The organism is Agrococcus sp. SL85, assembly GCF_026625845.1.
Taxonomy (GTDB): Bacteria; Actinomycetota; Actinomycetes; order Actinomycetales; family Microbacteriaceae; genus Agrococcus.
Genome location: NZ_CP113066.1, coordinates 241,337 through 255,424 on the forward strand (window position 1 = coordinate 241,337; position 14,088 = coordinate 255,424).

The 14,088-nt window shown below is 73.3% G+C and carries 13 protein-coding genes and 3 pseudogenes; 5 read left to right on the forward strand and 11 right to left on the reverse strand.

Annotated elements, in window-relative coordinates; translation table 11 throughout:
• The 6 genes and pseudogenes from OVA14_RS01135 to OVA14_RS01155 all read right to left on the reverse strand — a co-directional run bounded on the left by OVA14_RS01135 (window position 1) and on the right by OVA14_RS01155 (window position 4,732).
• Window positions 1–936 carry a sugar phosphate isomerase/epimerase family protein gene (locus tag OVA14_RS01135; RefSeq protein WP_267504500.1) on the reverse strand — a complete coding sequence of 312 codons (936 nt, stop codon included), beginning with the start codon at window positions 934–936 and terminating at the stop codon, window positions 1–3.
• Window positions 937–1,053: 117 nt separating this feature from the next.
• The gene (locus tag OVA14_RS01140) at window positions 1,054–1,773 is read right to left on the reverse strand and encodes a GntR family transcriptional regulator (RefSeq protein WP_267504501.1); all 720 of its coding nucleotides are present in this window, start codon (window positions 1,771–1,773) and stop codon (window positions 1,054–1,056) included.
• On the reverse strand, window positions 1,770–2,039 hold the full coding sequence (locus tag OVA14_RS13425) for a triose-phosphate isomerase (RefSeq protein ID WP_324288054.1): 270 nt from the start codon (window positions 2,037–2,039) through the stop codon (window positions 1,770–1,772). The genes OVA14_RS01140 and OVA14_RS13425 overlap by 4 nt, the downstream gene beginning before the upstream one ends.
• 103 nt (window positions 2,040–2,142) lie before the next feature.
• Window positions 2,143–2,544: pseudogene (locus OVA14_RS13430) on the reverse strand (triose-phosphate isomerase family protein); the annotation flags it as partial.
• Window position 2,545: 1 nt separating this feature from the next.
• Window positions 2,546–3,001, reverse strand: coding sequence for a ribose-5-phosphate isomerase (locus tag OVA14_RS01150; protein WP_267504502.1), 456 nt, complete (start codon window positions 2,999–3,001; stop codon window positions 2,546–2,548).
• Window positions 3,002–3,003: 2 nt separating this feature from the next.
• Window positions 3,004–4,732 (reverse strand): annotated as a pseudogene (locus tag OVA14_RS01155) (dihydroxyacetone kinase family protein).
• Between the two features lie 182 nt (window positions 4,733–4,914).
• Here OVA14_RS01155 and fbaA point away from each other — a divergent pair.
• On the forward strand, window positions 4,915–5,943 hold the full coding sequence (fbaA, locus tag OVA14_RS01160) for a class II fructose-bisphosphate aldolase (protein ID WP_267504503.1): 1,029 nt from the start codon (window positions 4,915–4,917) through the stop codon (window positions 5,941–5,943).
• An 84-nt stretch (window positions 5,944–6,027) separates the two neighbouring features.
• On the opposite strand, the gene OVA14_RS01165 is transcribed toward fbaA, so the two are convergent.
• The 3 genes from OVA14_RS01165 to OVA14_RS01175 are packed head-to-tail and all read right to left on the reverse strand — an operon-like array spanning window position 6,028 to window position 7,703.
• The gene (locus OVA14_RS01165) at window positions 6,028–6,201 is read right to left on the reverse strand and encodes a hypothetical protein (RefSeq protein ID WP_267504504.1); all 174 of its coding nucleotides are present in this window, start codon (window positions 6,199–6,201) and stop codon (window positions 6,028–6,030) included.
• A 51-nt stretch (window positions 6,202–6,252) separates the two neighbouring features.
• Window positions 6,253–6,624: a hypothetical protein gene (locus OVA14_RS01170; protein ID WP_267504505.1), complete on the reverse strand. Its 372-nt coding sequence runs from the start codon at window positions 6,622–6,624 to the stop codon at window positions 6,253–6,255.
• Between the two features lie 56 nt (window positions 6,625–6,680).
• Window positions 6,681–7,703, reverse strand: coding sequence for a 4-hydroxy-3-methylbut-2-enyl diphosphate reductase (locus tag OVA14_RS01175; RefSeq protein WP_267505458.1), 1,023 nt, complete (start codon window positions 7,701–7,703; stop codon window positions 6,681–6,683).
• A gap of 67 nt (window positions 7,704–7,770) precedes the next feature.
• On the opposite strand from OVA14_RS01175, the pseudogene xseA reads away from it, so the two are divergent.
• Window positions 7,771–8,998, forward strand: a pseudogene (gene xseA / locus OVA14_RS01180) (exodeoxyribonuclease VII large subunit).
• 45 nt (window positions 8,999–9,043) lie between these two features.
• Here the strand turns inward: xseA and OVA14_RS01190 are convergent.
• Entirely contained in the window at window positions 9,044–10,339 is a 1,296-nt protein-coding gene (locus tag OVA14_RS01190; protein WP_267504506.1) for an MFS transporter, read from the reverse strand.
• On the reverse strand, window positions 10,336–11,529 hold the full coding sequence (gene argE / locus OVA14_RS01195) for an acetylornithine deacetylase (RefSeq protein ID WP_267504507.1): 1,194 nt from the start codon (window positions 11,527–11,529) through the stop codon (window positions 10,336–10,338). Before argE ends, OVA14_RS01190 begins: the two co-directional genes overlap by 4 nt.
• A 127-nt stretch (window positions 11,530–11,656) precedes the next feature.
• Here argE and OVA14_RS01200 point away from each other — a divergent pair, with 127 nt between their 5' ends.
• Genes OVA14_RS01200 through OVA14_RS01210 form a run of 3 tightly spaced genes read left to right on the forward strand, consistent with a single transcriptional unit; the run spans window position 11,657 to window position 13,999 of the window.
• Entirely contained in the window at window positions 11,657–11,890 is a 234-nt protein-coding gene (locus OVA14_RS01200; protein ID WP_267504508.1) for an exodeoxyribonuclease VII small subunit, read from the forward strand.
• Complete coding sequence (locus tag OVA14_RS01205; RefSeq protein WP_267504509.1) at window positions 11,887–12,543, forward strand: DUF4245 domain-containing protein; 657 nt, start codon at window positions 11,887–11,889, stop codon at window positions 12,541–12,543. The genes OVA14_RS01200 and OVA14_RS01205 overlap by 4 nt, the downstream gene beginning before the upstream one ends.
• A 49-nt stretch (window positions 12,544–12,592) precedes the next feature.
• Window positions 12,593–13,999 (forward strand): class II fumarate hydratase, encoded by a 1,407-nt coding sequence (locus OVA14_RS01210; protein WP_267504510.1) that lies wholly within the window; start codon window positions 12,593–12,595, stop codon window positions 13,997–13,999.
• Window positions 14,000–14,088: the final 89 nt, after the last annotated feature.

Below are 14,088 nucleotides of genomic sequence, written 5' to 3' on the forward strand. Positions count from 1 at the left end.
TCAGCCCTTCGGGAGGAGCGATCGGAGGTAGCGCTCGTTGGTGGAGCAGTTGCCGAGGCTGTCGCCGCCGTAGTGCTCCATGAGGAAGATGCCGTCGAAGCCGAGCTCGAGCGCGTCGCGCACGACCTGGCGGTAGTTGATGAGGCCGGCCTCCATCGAGCTGGGGACGCTCGTGGCCCACGAGCCGTCGGCGGCCTCGTCGCGCGTGTAGTTCTTCACGTGCCAGTAGTTCGCATAGGGCAGCGTCTTGGCGTGCATCTCGCGCCAGTCCTCGATGGGCCGGTGGAGGCGGATGAGGTTGGCGATGTCGGGGTTGAGGCCGACGTTGTCGAGCCCGATCTCCTCGACGAGGCGCACCGCGGAGTCGGCGGTGCCGAGGTAGGTGTCCTCGTACATCTCGAGCGACATCCGGAGCCCCACCTCGGCCGCGTGCCGGCCGAGCTCCCGCAGGCGAGAGACCGCCGCGGCCCACACCTCGGGGTCGTCGGGGTCCTTCGGCCCCTGCGCGGTCCAGAACCACAGCGCCGCGCGCTGCGCCTCGGAGAAGGGCTGGTGCAGGCCGGTGGAGAAGACCTGCATGCCCCACTCGGCCGCGGCGTCGATCGTGCGGTGGGCGTAGGCGAGGTTGCGCTCCTCGTGGCCCGGCATGATGACGCTCTGCCGCTGCAGGTGCACCGAGGGCAGCGAGATGCCGTGCGTCGCGAGGATGTCGAAGAGCTCGTCCTTGCGGCTCGCCTCGAGGTCGGCGGGCCGGATGTGGCTGTCGGCGAGCTCGGCCATGGCGAAGCCGACGTCGGCGACCTGCGCGAACGCGGCGTCCCAGACCTCGGCGGGCGCGTCGTGGAGGGCGACGCCGTCTCGGCCCACGGCGGGGATCCCGTGCAGGCAGGTGGCGATGGGCCACTCCTCGGCGGTGAACGCAGGCTGCTGTGCCATTCCCTCTGCTCCGTCGCATCCGGGCGATCGTCTGTCGCCGTCGAAAAGATCCTATAGGAAATATAGACAGGCGAGGACGTGCGCGCAACCCGCGACCGCATCCCGGCCGGAACGGGCTCAGCCTGCCGCGCGCTCCTCGCCGATCGAGCGCGCGCGCACGCCCGCGATGTGGGCGCGCATCGCCGCGACCGCCGCGCCCTCGTCGTGGTGCTCGAAGGCGCGCAGGATCGCCTCGTGCTCGACGTGGGCCTCCTCCACGTCGCTCGTGCCGCGCAGCACCGCCTGCCGCAGGCGGTGCGTGAGGGCGCCGAGGTCGCTGTGCATCGCGACGAGGTAGCGGTTGCCCGTCGCGGCGAAGATGAGCCGGTGGAAGGCGTTGTCGGCCTCGAAGTAGTCGCGCGTGATCGCGACGGGCACCTCGCCCTGCTCCATGGCAGCCACGATGCGGGCGGCGCACGCCTCGTGCGCCTCGTGCGCGCGCTGCAGCTCGGGCACGAGCGCCTCGGCCCGGGGCGCCGCGAGCCGAGCCGCCTCGAGCTCGAGCATCATGCGCGCGTCGAAGAGCTCGGCGAGCTGCGCCTCGCCGAGCGGCGGCGCCACGCGGTAGCCCTTGAGCGCCTCGCGCGTCACGAGGCCCGTGCGCTCGAGCTGCACCATCGCCTCGCGCACGGGCGTGGGCGAGACGTCGAGCTGCTTCGCGAGCGTGTCGATCGAGAGGCGCGAGCCCGGCTCGACGTCGCCCTCGAGCAGCATCGCGAGGATGCGGTCGTAGACGCGGTCGCGGAGCCCCCTGCGCTCGAGCTCGCTCACGCCGCGGATCGGCAGCGCGGCGCTCATCGCGACGCCCCCGCGAGCTCGTGCGCCTCGTCGAGGATGCGGCCGAACGCGGCGGGGTCGTGCGCGAAGCGGCCGAGGAACATGCCGTCGACGCCGTCGGCGATGCGCGGCAGGAGGCCGGGGCCCGCGCTGCCGCCGTAGATGACCTGCGCGTCGAGCGCGGGATCGCCGGCGAGGTGGGCGCGGAGCGCCCCGCCGACCGCGCGGATGTGGTCGTCGCCCGCGGGCGCGGGCGCGCCGATCGCCCAGACGGGCTCGTACGCCACGACGAGGCGGCCGGTCGCCCCGGCCTCGCGCGCGAGCGCGAGCGATGCCTCGAGCCTGGGCGACGCATGCCGCCGCGGCGGCGTCGGGGGCGCCCTCGTCGGCCTCGCCGATGCACAGCACGGGCGCGATGCCGTGGCGGAGCGCCGCCGCGACCTTCCGCGCGACCGTCCCGTCGGTCTCGCCGAACATCGCGCGGCGCTCGGCGTGGCCGATCTCGGCCAGCCGCACGCCGTGCTCGGCGAGCTCCGGCGCCGAGACCTCGCCCGTGAAGGCGCCCTCGTCCTCCCAGTGGAGGTCCTGCGCGCCCACGAGCATGCGGCCCTCGGCCGCGATCGGGACGACGTCGGGGATCGACGGGAACGTGGGGATGACGAAGGGCTCCACGACCCCATCCTGCACCGCGGGGTGGGCGGCGCAGATGCGCGCGACCTCGCGGGTCCACTCGATCTGGCGCGCGCGCCCGAAGTACATCTTCAGGCTCGAGCCGATGAGCAGCCGGCGCATCTCAGCCCTCGTAGGCGCAGATGTCGTCGACGTTCGCCTGCGAGTGGCTCGAGGGGTCGAACTCGTACGTCAGCCACTCCTTCGCCAGCCGCTTCGCGAGCTCGATGCCCACGACGCGCTGGCCCATGCAGAGCACCTGCGCGTCGTTCGAGAGGATCGAGCGCTCGACCGAGAAGGAGTCGTGCGCGGTCACGGCGCGGATGCCCGCGACCTTGTTCGCGGCGATCGCGACGCCGAGGCCCGTGCCGCAGAACAGGATCGCTCGGTCGGCCTCGCCGCGCGCGATCCGCTCCGCCGCCTCGATCGCGACCTTCGGGTAGGAGGTCGCGCCGTCGGGGTCGTCGACGCCGACGTCGACGATCGACTCGAGCAGCGCGTGGCCCTGGAGGTCGGCCTTCAGGACCTCCTTGTAGTCGTAGCCGGCCTTGTCGCTGCCGATGATGAGGCGGATCGCCATGGTCACTGCTCCCTGTCCGCGGTGAGGACGTCGTAGATGGTCGTGCAGATGAGCGCGAACGAGACCGCGCCCGGGTCGGGGGTGCCGATCGACCTGTCGCCGTGCGAGCGGGCGCGCCCGAGGGTGGCCGCCATCGAGGCGGTCTCCTGCGCGGCCTCCTCGGCGACGCCGGCGGAGTGGCCCCACGCGTCGCGCAGGCGCTGGCCGCCGGCGACGCGCTGGCCCAGGTCGTCGGCGAAGGGCACGATCGCGTCGATCATGGTCTTGTCGCCGACCGTGGCCTTGCCGAAGGACATCACGGCGTCCTTCGCGGCGGCGACGCCGTCGGCCACGAGCTGCGCCGTGACCTCCTGCTGGTCGCCGAGCTCGCGGCCGAGCGCGCGCAGCATCTCGCCCCAGATGGCGCCGGAGGTGCCGCCCGCGCGGTCGCTCCAGGCGTCGGCGGCGCGCTGCAGCGTCGTCTGCGCGCCCGCGCCCGCCTCGGCGGCCGCCGACGCCGCAGCGGCGCCGGCGCGCGAGCCGCGCTGCATGCCGATGCCGTGGTCGCCGTCGCCGGCGACGGCGTCCATTCGGCCGAGGCTCGTCGGCGGCCTCGTCGACGGCCGCCGCCGCGGCGCGAAGGGCCGCGGCCACGAGGTGGGCCGCGTCGCGCGACTCCGCGCTCGACTCGGGCACGGCCTCCTCGTGCGCCTCGACGACGACGGCCTCGGCGCGGCGCTGCGGCGCGACCGAGCCCTTCGAGAAGCCGGGGGCGTCGGCGGGCGCCGTCCACAGCTCCTCGAGCTCCTCGTCGAGCCAGAGCAGCGTGAGCGAGGCGCCGGCCATGTCGAAGCTCGTGCACAGCTCGCCCACCTCGGGCTCGACCACCTCGATGCCGCGCTCCTCGAGCAGGCGGTGCACGCGGCGGTACACGACGAAGAGCTCCTCGTACTTCACCGAGCCGAGGCCGTTCACGAGCGGCACGACGCGCGCGCCCTCGACCTCGACGCCCTCGGGCACCTCGTCGAGCAGGCGCTCGACCCAGAGCTCCGCGAGCTCGTCGGCCGTCGGCACGTCGACCTCGTCGATGCCGGGCTCGCCGTGGATGCCGAGGCCGATGGCCATGCGGCCCTCCGGCACGGTGAAGAGCGGCGCGTCGGCGCCGGGCAGCGTGCAGCCCGAGAAGGCGACGCCGAAGGAGCGCGTGCGGTCGTTCGCGCGCCGCGCGACGCGCTCGACGCCGTCGAGGTCGTAGCCCGCCTCGGCCGCGGCGCCCGCGACCTTGAAGACCGCCAGGTCGCCCGCGATGCCGCGGCGCCGGCGCTCCTCGCCGCGCGGCGCGCTGAAGATGTCGTCGGTGACGGTGACCGTGCGCACGTCGATGCCCTGCTCGCGCAGGTGCGCCTGCGCCTGGTCGAAGTGCAGCACGTCGCCCGCGTAGTTGCCGTAGCTGAGCAGCACGCCGCGGCCCTGGTGCACGACGCCGGCGATCTGCTCGACCTGGTGCGCGGAGGGCGAGGCGAAGAGGTTGCCCATGACGGCGCCGTGGGCCAGGCCGGGCCCCACGAGGCCGCCGAAGGCCGGGTAGTGGCCGCTGCCGCCGCCGATGACGAGCGCGACCTGGTCGTCGTCGCCGCGCGTCGAGCGCACCACGCCGCCCGGGGCGGCCTGCACCCAGCGCGCGGCCGCGGCGGCGAAGCCCTCGATCATCTCGTCGGCGAACCGGCTCGGGTCGTTGAACAGTCGCGTCATTGCGCTCTCCTCGGTCGGCACCCTCTCGGGCGGGGGATGTGCAATGTCAACCCTATAGGAAGTGCGGTCGAGCGCCACCCCGGGATCCGGATCCCGCCCCGCGCGAGGGCGCTCGCTAGGCTGAGCCACGACATGCGCGGCTGCGTCCACGGCGGCCGCCGAGACGAGTCAAGGAGCTGTGCATGCCCGTCGCCACCCCAGAGCAGTACGCCGAGATGCTCGACAAGGCCAAGGCCAACGCCTTCGCCTACCCCGCGATCAACGTGTCGTCGTCGTCGACGATCAACGCGGTCCTCCAGGGACTCGCCGAGGCCGGCTCGGACGGCATCATCCAGGTCACCACGGGCGGCGCCGACTTCTTCGCCGGCCAGAGCGTCAAGAACCGCGCCGGCGGCGCGATCGCCTTCGCCAAGTACGTCACCGAGGTCGCGAAGGCCTACGACGTCACGGTCGCCCTCCACACCGACCACTGCCCGAAGGACGCCCTCGACTCCTTCCTGCTGCCGCTCATCGCCGCGAGCGAGGAGGAGGTGGCCGCCGGCCGCCCCGCGCTGTTCCAGTCGCACATGTGGGACGGCTCGGCCGTGCCGCTGGCCGAGAACCTCGAGATCGCGCAGCAGCTCCTCCCCCGCCTCAAGGCGATCGACGCGATCCTCGAGGTCGAGATCGGCGTCGTCGGCGGCGAGGAGGACGGCGTGCAGCACGAGGGCTCGAACGACGCCCTCTACACGACCCTCGGCGACGTCGAGCAGGCCGTCGACGCGCTGGGCCTCGGCGAGCAGGGCCGCTACATCGCCGCGCTCACCTTCGGCAACGTGCACGGGGTCTACAAGCCCGGCAACGTCAAGCTGCGCCCGGAGCTGCTCGGCGAGATCCAGGCGGGCATCGCCGCGAAGCACGGCACGGGCCCCAAGCCCCTCGACCTCGTCTTCCACGGCGGCTCGGGGTCGACCGACGCCGAGATCGCGGAGGCCGTCGCGAGCGGCGTCATCAAGATGAACATCGACACCGACACGCAGTACGCCTACACGCGCTCGGTGGCGCACAGCATGATCTCGGGCTACGAGGGCGTGCTGAAGGTCGACGGCGAGGTCGGCAACAAGAAGCAGTACGACCCGCGCGCGTGGGGCAAGGCCGCCGAGACGGCCATGGCCGCCCGCGTCGTCGAGGCCACGAAGCAGCTCGGCTCGGCCGGCTGGTCCGGCAAGTAGTCCCGGACGCGACGGAGGGCCCCCGCCTCGGCGGGGGCCCTCCTGCTGTCCTGGGCGCCGAGCCCGAGGGCCGGCGGTCGTGGGCTACTGGCCGTTGAACGAGCGCATCTGGTTGCGCATGCCGGTGTCGGCGCCCGCCTGGTGGTCGCGCTCGTCGTTGCCGCCCGCGGTGTGCGGGTCGTCGTAGGTGCGCACGCCGGAGCCGGTGAGGTCGCGGAAGAACGCGCGGATCCTCTGGACGATGGTCTGCTTGGCCATGGCTGCCTCCTGGAGTCGTGAGGGAATGGTATTCCGGGACGGCGCGGCTCGCTACTCCCAGTCGTCGTCGCCGTCGACGACGGCGTCGGTGCCCTCGGGCAGGCGGTCGGGCACGCCGTCGCCGTCGGCGTCGTACGCCGCGGGCGAGCCGCCCTGCTCCTCGGGGATGTCGGCGGGGTCGTCGCCCTCGTACTCCTCGTCGCGCGCCTGCGCGCCCTCGGGGGCGTCGTCGTCGTCGATCTCGTCGAGCTCGTCGGTCGCGAGCACGCGCTCCTCGCCCGCGCCCTCGCCGATCGACTCGTCGAAGTCCTCGCCGTCGGCCATCGAGTCCGCCCAGCCGTCGTCGGTCGCGGTGCTCTCCGGGGCCGCCGAGCCCGCCTCGTCGATGCCGATGATGCGGTCCTCGTCTCGCTGCTGTGCCATGCCACGACGCTAGCGAGGGGCGCTGGGAGCGCGCCCGGAGCGAGCGGCGCGCGAGGTCAGCGCGTGCGGCTGGGGCGCAGCTCCTTGGGGAGCGAGAAGATGAGGTCCTCCTCGGCCGTGCGCACCTCGGTCACGTCGCGGTAGCCGGCGTCCTCGAGCTCCGCGAGCACCTCGCGCACGAGGCCCTCGGGCACGCTCGCGCCGCTCGTGACGCCGACGCTGCGGACGCCGTCGAGCCAGGCCTGCTGGATCTCGGTCGAGTAGTCGACGCGGTAGGCGGCCTTCGCGCCGTGCTCGAGGGCGACCTCGACGAGGCGCACGGAGTTCGACGAGTTCGCGCTGCCCACGACGATCACGAGGTCGGCGTCGGCGGCGACCTTCTTGATGGCCACCTGGCGGTTCTGGGTGGCGTAGCAGATGTCGTCGCTCGGCGGGTCCTGCAGGTTGGGGAAGCGCGCGCGGAGGCGCCGCACCGTCTCCATCGTCTCGTCGACCGAGAGCGTCGTCTGGCTCAGCCACACGAGCCGGTCGGGGTCCCGCACCTGCACGGTGTCGGCCTCGTCGGGATCGTTGACGATCGTGACGCGGTCGGGCGCGTGGCCCGCGGTGCCCTCGACCTCCTCGTGGCCCTCGTGGCCGATGAGCAGGATCTCGAAGTCGTCGCGCGCGAAGCGGATCGCCTCGCGGTGCACCTTCGTGACGAGCGGGCAGGTGGCGTCGATCGCGTCGAGGCCGCGGTCGGCCGCGCCCTGCTTCACCATGGGGCTCACGCCGTGGGCGCTGAAGATGACGCGGGCGCCCTCGGGCACCTCGTCGACCTCCTCGACGAAGATGGCGCCCTCGGCCTCGAGCGAGGCGACGACGTGCTTGTTGTGCACGATCTCCTTGCGCACGTAGATGGGTGCGCCGTGCTGCTCGAGCGCCTTCTCGACCGCGAGCACCGCGCGGTCGACGCCGGCGCAGTAGCCGCGCGGCGTGGCGAGCAGGATGCGCTTGCCGCCCTCGACGGGCCGGTCCTCGAGGCGCCCGCGGCGGAGCGCCGGTCGTGGGGCGTCGAGCGGGACCCTGCCGTTCGTGATCGTCACCGGTCCAGTCTACGTTGGAGGCGACGGGCCCGGCTGGGCGGCGGACGGCGACGGGAGCGGCATGGCGGAGCGGATCACGGGCACGCCCGACGAGCCGTGGAGCGTGGAGCGGCTCGGCGCCGAGCTGAAGTCGTACATCGGCCGGCTCGGCCACCTGTGGGTCGAGGGCGAGATCACCCAGTGGTCGAACTCGCGCGGCAACGTCTTCGGCAAGCTCAAGGACGTCTCGGGCGACGCGACCGTCTCGTTCAACGTCTGGCGGTCGACGCTCTCGTCGCTCGAGGGCGACTTCTCGCAGGGCGACCGCGCGGTGCTGCTCGTCAAGCCCGACTACTGGCCGCGCGGCGGCACGCTCTCGATGGTCGCGCAGCAGATCCGCCACGTCGGCCTCGGCGAGCTGCTCGCGAGGCTCGAGGCCCTGCGCCGGCAGCTGGCATCCGAGGGCCTCTTCGACGTCTCGCGCAAGCGGCCCCTGCCCTTCCTGCCGAGCACGATCGGCCTCATCACGGGCCGCGACTCCGACGCCGAGAAGGATGTGCTCCGCAACGCCCAGCTGCGCTGGCCCGACGTGCGCTTCCGCGTCGAGCACGCGGCCGTGCAGGGCGACCAGACCGTGCCGACGGTGCTCGCCGCGCTCGAGCGGCTCGAGGCCGACCCCGAGGTCGACGTCATCGTCATCGCGCGCGGCGGCGGCGACTTCCAGAACCTGCTGGGCTTCTCCGACGAGCGGCTCGTGCGGGCCGTCGCGGCCGTGACGACGCCCGTCGTCTCCGCGATCGGCCACGAGGCCGACCGGCCGCTGCTCGACGAGGTCGCCGACCTCCGCGCCTCCACCCCCACCGACGCCGCGAAGCGCGTCGTGCCCGACGTCGCCGAGGAGCGCGCGCGCATCGCGCAGGGCCGCGCGCAGGCCGACGATGCGGCTCACGCAGGCTCGTGGCGCGGGAGGCCGAACGCCTCGAGGCCTTCCGCACGCGGCCCGCGCTCGCCCGCCCCGAGACGATCGTCGACCAGCGCGCCGAGGAGCCTCGGCCGCCTCGCCGCGCGCGCCGACGAGGCTCGCCGGCCGCGCGGTCGAGGTCGCCGGCCAGCGGCTCGAGCACCTGCGCGGCACGCTGCGCGCGCTCAGCCCGCAGTCGACGCTCGACCGGGGCTACGCGGTCGTGCAGACCACGTCGGGCCACGTGCTGCGCGATGCCGCCGAGGCCTCCCCCGGCGACCGCGTGCTCGTCACGCTCGCCGCGGGCTCGCTCGCGGCCGACGTGCAGGAGGCGCACCCGGTCGAGTGACCGAGCGCGCCTCCCCCGAGCAGCCGTCGCCGTGCTGCCGTCGGGTCAGCGCTGGCCGAACGTGCGCCGCACGAAGTACAGGCCCGCGAGCGACAGCGCCGCGATCGCCATGTAGTACAGGCTGGGCGCGTTGAGCGAGCCGGTCGCCTGGATGAGCCACGTGAGCACGAGCGGCGCGATGCCGCCGAGCAGCGTCACGCCGACGTTGTAGGTGATCGAGAGGCCCGTGCCGCGGACCTCCGCCGGGAACATCGACGAGAGCAGGCCCGGCAGCGGCGCGAAGTAGCACGCCATGATGAGGCCCAGCAGCGCGATCGAGATGATGAGCGCCGGCACGGTGCGGAGGGTCACGATCACCTGGAAGATCGGCCAGGCGAGCACGAGCGCCGCGACCGCCGCCCAGGTCATGACGCGGGCGGGCCCGACGCGGTCGGCGAGGCGGCCGACGAGCGGCGAGCCGACGAGCGCGATCGCGCCCGCGACGACGCCGCCCAGGTAGGCGGCCGCGGGCGGCACGTCGAGCTCGGCGACCGCGAACGTCGGCATGTACAGGATCATGTAGACCGAGATCGTGGCGACGCCGATGACGGCCGAGCCCGCGAGCATCCGGCCCAGGTGCTGCGTGAGCAGCGTGCCCATGGGCGAGCGCGTGCGCTGCGCGGCGCCGAGCTCCTCGGGCTCCGCGAGTCGTGCGCGGATGTAGAGGCCGACCGGCCCGATGAGGAGCCCGACGAAGAACGGCACGCGCCAGCCCCACGAGTCGAGCTGCTCGTCGGTCAGCGCCGTGTTGAGCGCGAAGCCGAACGCCGAGGCCAGCAGCATCGAGGCGCCCTGCGCCGCGATCTGCCAGGAGGCGTAGAACATCTTCCTGTGGGGCGCGGTCTCGATGAGGAAGGTCGTCGCGGTGCCGAACTCGCCGCCGGCCGAGAAGCCCTGGATGAGGCGCGAGAGCAGGATGACCACGCCGCCCCAGACGCCGACCATCGCGTAGGTGGGCGCGACGGCCATGAGGAGCGTGCCCACCATCATGAGCAGCAGCGTCAGCGTGAGCGCATTCTTGCGGCCCTTCCGGTCGGCGTAGGAGCCGAGCAGCCAGCCGCCGAGCGGGCGGATGAGGTAGGTCGTCGCGAAGGTCGCGAACGTCAGGACCAGCCCGTACTCCTCCGCGTCAGGGAAGAACACGCGCGTGATCACGACCGCGAACGACGCGTAGACGATGATGTCGAACCACTCGAGGGCGGCGCCGATCGAGCTCGAGATCACGGCCTTCCGGGCGGCGCGGAGGCGCTCGGGGCTCACCTCCTGCGCGGCTGCGGGTGCCTGGGGCGCTGCGGCGGTCATGCGGTCTCCTCGGGGGTCGGGGCGGTGAGGGCGTCGACGAGGCGGTCGACGAAGGCCTCGCACCGCGCGATCTGGTCGAGCTCGACGAACTCGTCGGGCGCGTGCGCCTGCGCGATGTCGCCGGGGCCGCACACGACCGTCGGGATGCCGGCCTCGGCGAAGAGGCCCGCCTCGGTGCCGTAGGTGACCTTGTCGTCGCTCGGCTCGCCGCCCCAGGCGGCGGCGAGCGACACGATGTCGGCGTCGGCAGGGGTGTCCACCCCGGGCGCGGCCGCCGTGGTCGTCAGGACGACGCTCGCGCCCGGGTGGCGCTCCTGCATCCCCGCCTCGATGCGGCGGCACTCGGCGCGGAAGCGCTCCACGAGGGCCTCGTGGTCGACGGTCGTGAGCGCGCGGAACTCGAAGTGCACGGTGCACTCGGCGGGGATCGTGTTGATCGCGATGCCGCCGTCGATGCGGTTGACGCTCACGCTCGTGTACGGCACGACGTAGCCGTCGTCGAAGGGCCCCTCGGCGCGCATCTCGTCGGCGACGCCCTGCACGAAGCGCACGAGCTCGGCCGCCGCCACGATCGCGTTCTCGCCCTGCGGAGTGAGCGAGGAGTGGGCGGCGAGGCCGCGCACGTCCACGCGGAAGACGTTCATCGACTTGTGGCCGCGCACGATCCGCATGCTCGTCGGCTCCCCCACGACGCAGCCGCGGGGCGCGAGGCCGCGGCGCGCGATCTCGTCGACGAGGCCGACGGCGCCGACGCAGCCGACCTCCTCGTCGTACGAGAGGGCGAGGTGGATGGGCTCGGCGAGGCGCGCGGCGACCATCGCGGGCGCCTTCGCGAGCACGACGCCGAGGAACGACTTCATGTCGGCGCTGCCGCGGGCGTAGAGGCGGCCGTCGCGGACCTCGGGCTCGAAGGGCTCGCTGCTCCAGTCCTGGCCGTCGACCGGCACGACGTCGGTGTGCGCCGAGAGCACGATGCCGCCCGTCGTCGTGCCGTCGGCTGCGGGGATCGTGGCGAGCAGGTTGGCCTTCGCGCCGTCCTCGCTCGGCACGAGCACGGGCTCGAGGCCGAGGGCGCGGAGGTCGTCGGCCACCGCCTCGACGAGCGGCAGGTTCGACTCCCGGCTCGTGGTGTCGAAGCGGATGAGCCGCTCGATCTGCTCCATGGTGGCGTCTGCGGGTGCTGCGGGCACGGTCGCTCCTCCTGGTCTCGACGGATCCGACGATCCTGGCACAGGCGGGCCGACCGATCAGATAGCGCGCCCCCAGGCGGTGCGCTCGTGCCCCGTGCGCGTCGCCGGCGCGCGATAGGCTTGGCCGGTGACCACCGAAGCCAGCACGCCCGTCGACGCGCTGTCGTACGAGCAGGCGCGCGACGAGCTCGTGCAGGTCGTCCAGGCCCTCGAGTCCGGCGGCGCGTCCCTCGAGCAGTCCCTCGCCCTCTGGGAGCGCGGCAACGCGCTCGCAGACCGCTGCGAGCAGTGGCTGCAGGGCGCGAAGGCGCGGCTCGACGCCGCCCGCGCCACGGCCCAGGCGGAGCCCGACGAGGCATGAGCCCCGAGCAGGACCGGCGGCGCTCGAAGCGCGAGCCGCGCATCGTGGCGGAGCTCGGGCGGCCCGAGACGCCCGAGGAGATGATGGCCCGCAAGGCCGCCGCCTCGAAGCGCCACCGCGACAACCAGACCTTCACGAACCTCGCGGCGGCGATCGTCGTCTGCCTCGGCATCGTCCTCGTCATGGTGCTCGTGGTGCTGCGGCCCGACATGGCGCCGCCCGAGCCCGTCGACGTCGCGGCCGCGGCCTCCGACGCCGAGGCGACCGTCGACGTCGAGCTCGTCGCGCCCGCGCTGCCCGAGGGCTGGGCCGCGAACGCCGCCGAGCTGCGCTCGGGCTCCGGCGGCGTCGTCTCCTGGTACGCCGGCTACGTGACGCCCGAGCAGCAGTTCCTCTCGGTGACCCAGGCGATCGACGCGAACCCCACGTGGCTCGCGCAGCAGATCCGCGACCTGCCCGCCACGGGCGAGCGCACCGTCGACGGCATCGCGTGGACCGAGCACGACAACCGCGACGCGCGCGACCCCGGCAACCTCGCCTACGTCCTCACCGCCGAGGTCGGCGCCTCCACCCTCATCGTCGCCGGCACGGCGGGCGACGCAGAGCTGCAGCAGCTCACCGAGGCCGTGAGCGCCGAGCTCGCCGCCGAGTGACCCCCGACACCCAGACATCGCACAGCAGCCGACAGGAAGGCACGACGACGTGAACGCCGAGACCGAGTACCGCATCGAGCACGACACGATGGGCGAGGTGCGCGTGCCCAAGGACGCGCTCTACGCCGCGCAGACGCAGCGCGCGGTCGAGAACTTCCCGATCTCCGGGAAGGGCCTCGAGCCCGCCCAGATCGTGGCCCTCGCGCGCATCAAGCGCGCCGCCGCGATCGCGAACCGCGAGCTCGGCATCCTCGAGGCCGACGTCGCCGACGCGATCGTCGCCGCCGCCGACGAGGTCGTCGCGGGCGGCCACCACGACCAGTTCCCGGTCGACACCTACCAGACCGGCTCCGGCACCTCGTCGAACATGAACATGAACGAGGTGCTCGCGACGCTCGCCACGCGCCACCGCGGCGCCGCGGTGCACCCGAACGACCACGTGAACGCCTCGCAGTCGTCGAACGACGTGTTCCCGACCTCGGTGCACATCGCGGTGACCGGCGCCCTCATCGAGCAGGCGATCCCCGCGCTCGAGCACCTCGCCGCCGCCCTCGAGGAGAAGGCGCAGCTGTGGGCCACGGCCGTCAAGCCGGGCCGAACGCACCTCATGGACGCCACGCCCGTCACGCTCGGCCAGGAGTTCGGCGGCTACGCCGCGCAGATCCGCTACGGCATCGAGCGCATCCGGGCGGCCCTCCCCCGCGTCGCCGAGGTGCCGCAGGGCGGCACGGCCGTCGGCACCGGCATCAACACGCCCCTCGGCTTCCCCGAGAAGGTCATCGCCGAGATCGCGGCCTCCTCCGGCCTGCCGATCACCGAGGCGCGCGACCACTTCGAGGCGCAGGCGAACCGCGACGGCCTCGTCGAGGCCTCGGGCGCGCTCCGCACGATCGCGGTCTCGCTCACGAAGATCAACAACGACCTGCGCTGGATGGGCTCGGGCCCCAACACGGGCCTCGGCGAGCTGCGCATCCCCGACCTGCAGCCGGGCTCGTCGATCATGCCGGGCAAGGTCAACCCGGTCGTGCCGGAGGCCGTGCTCATGGTGTGCGCGCGCATCATCGGCAACGACGCGACCGTCGCCTGGGCCGGCGCCTCGGGATCGTTCGAGCTCAACGTGCAGATCCCCGTCATGGGCACGGCGCTGCTCGAGTCGATCCGCCTGCTCTCGAACGCCTCGCGCGTGCTCGCCGACAAGACGATCGCGGGCCTCGAGGCCGACGTCGAGCGCGCCGCGGCGCTCGCCGGCATGAGCCCGTCGATCGTCACGCCCCTCAACCGCCTCATCGGCTACGAGGCCGCCGCGAAGATCGCGAAGCACTCCGTGGCCAAGGGCATCACCGTGCGCGAGGCCGTCATCGACCTCGGCCACGTGGAGCGCGGCGAGCTCACCGAGGCCGACCTCGACAAGGCGCTCGACCTGCTCTCGATGACGCACCCCGGCGTCGCGAAGTAGCCTCCGACTCGACGTCCCTGGCGGCACCTCGCCCTCCGATCCGGGGGTGAGGTGCCGCCAGAGACGTTGAGGGCGGAAACGTAGGGTGG

Bases quoted from the DNA above. Each gene is read 5' to 3' on its own strand.
- OVA14_RS01135 (WP_267504500.1), bottom strand. From the start codon at position 936: ATGGCACAGCAGCCTGCGTTCACCGCCGAGGAGTGGCCCATCGCCACC.
- OVA14_RS01140 (WP_267504501.1), bottom strand. From the start codon at position 1,773: ATGAGCGCCGCGCTGCCGATCCGCGGCGTGAGCGAGCTCGAGCGCAGG.
- OVA14_RS01150 (WP_267504502.1), bottom strand. From the start codon at position 3,001: ATGGCGATCCGCCTCATCATCGGCAGCGACAAGGCCGGCTACGACTAC.
- fbaA (WP_267504503.1), top strand. From the start codon at position 4,915: ATGCCCGTCGCCACCCCAGAGCAGTACGCCGAGATGCTCGACAAGGCC.
- OVA14_RS01165 (WP_267504504.1), bottom strand. From the start codon at position 6,201: ATGGCCAAGCAGACCATCGTCCAGAGGATCCGCGCGTTCTTCCGCGAC.
- OVA14_RS01170 (WP_267504505.1), bottom strand. From the start codon at position 6,624: ATGGCACAGCAGCGAGACGAGGACCGCATCATCGGCATCGACGAGGCG.
- OVA14_RS01190 (WP_267504506.1), bottom strand. From the start codon at position 10,339: ATGACCGCCGCAGCGCCCCAGGCACCCGCAGCCGCGCAGGAGGTGAGC.
- OVA14_RS01205 (WP_267504509.1), top strand. From the start codon at position 11,887: ATGAGCCCCGAGCAGGACCGGCGGCGCTCGAAGCGCGAGCCGCGCATC.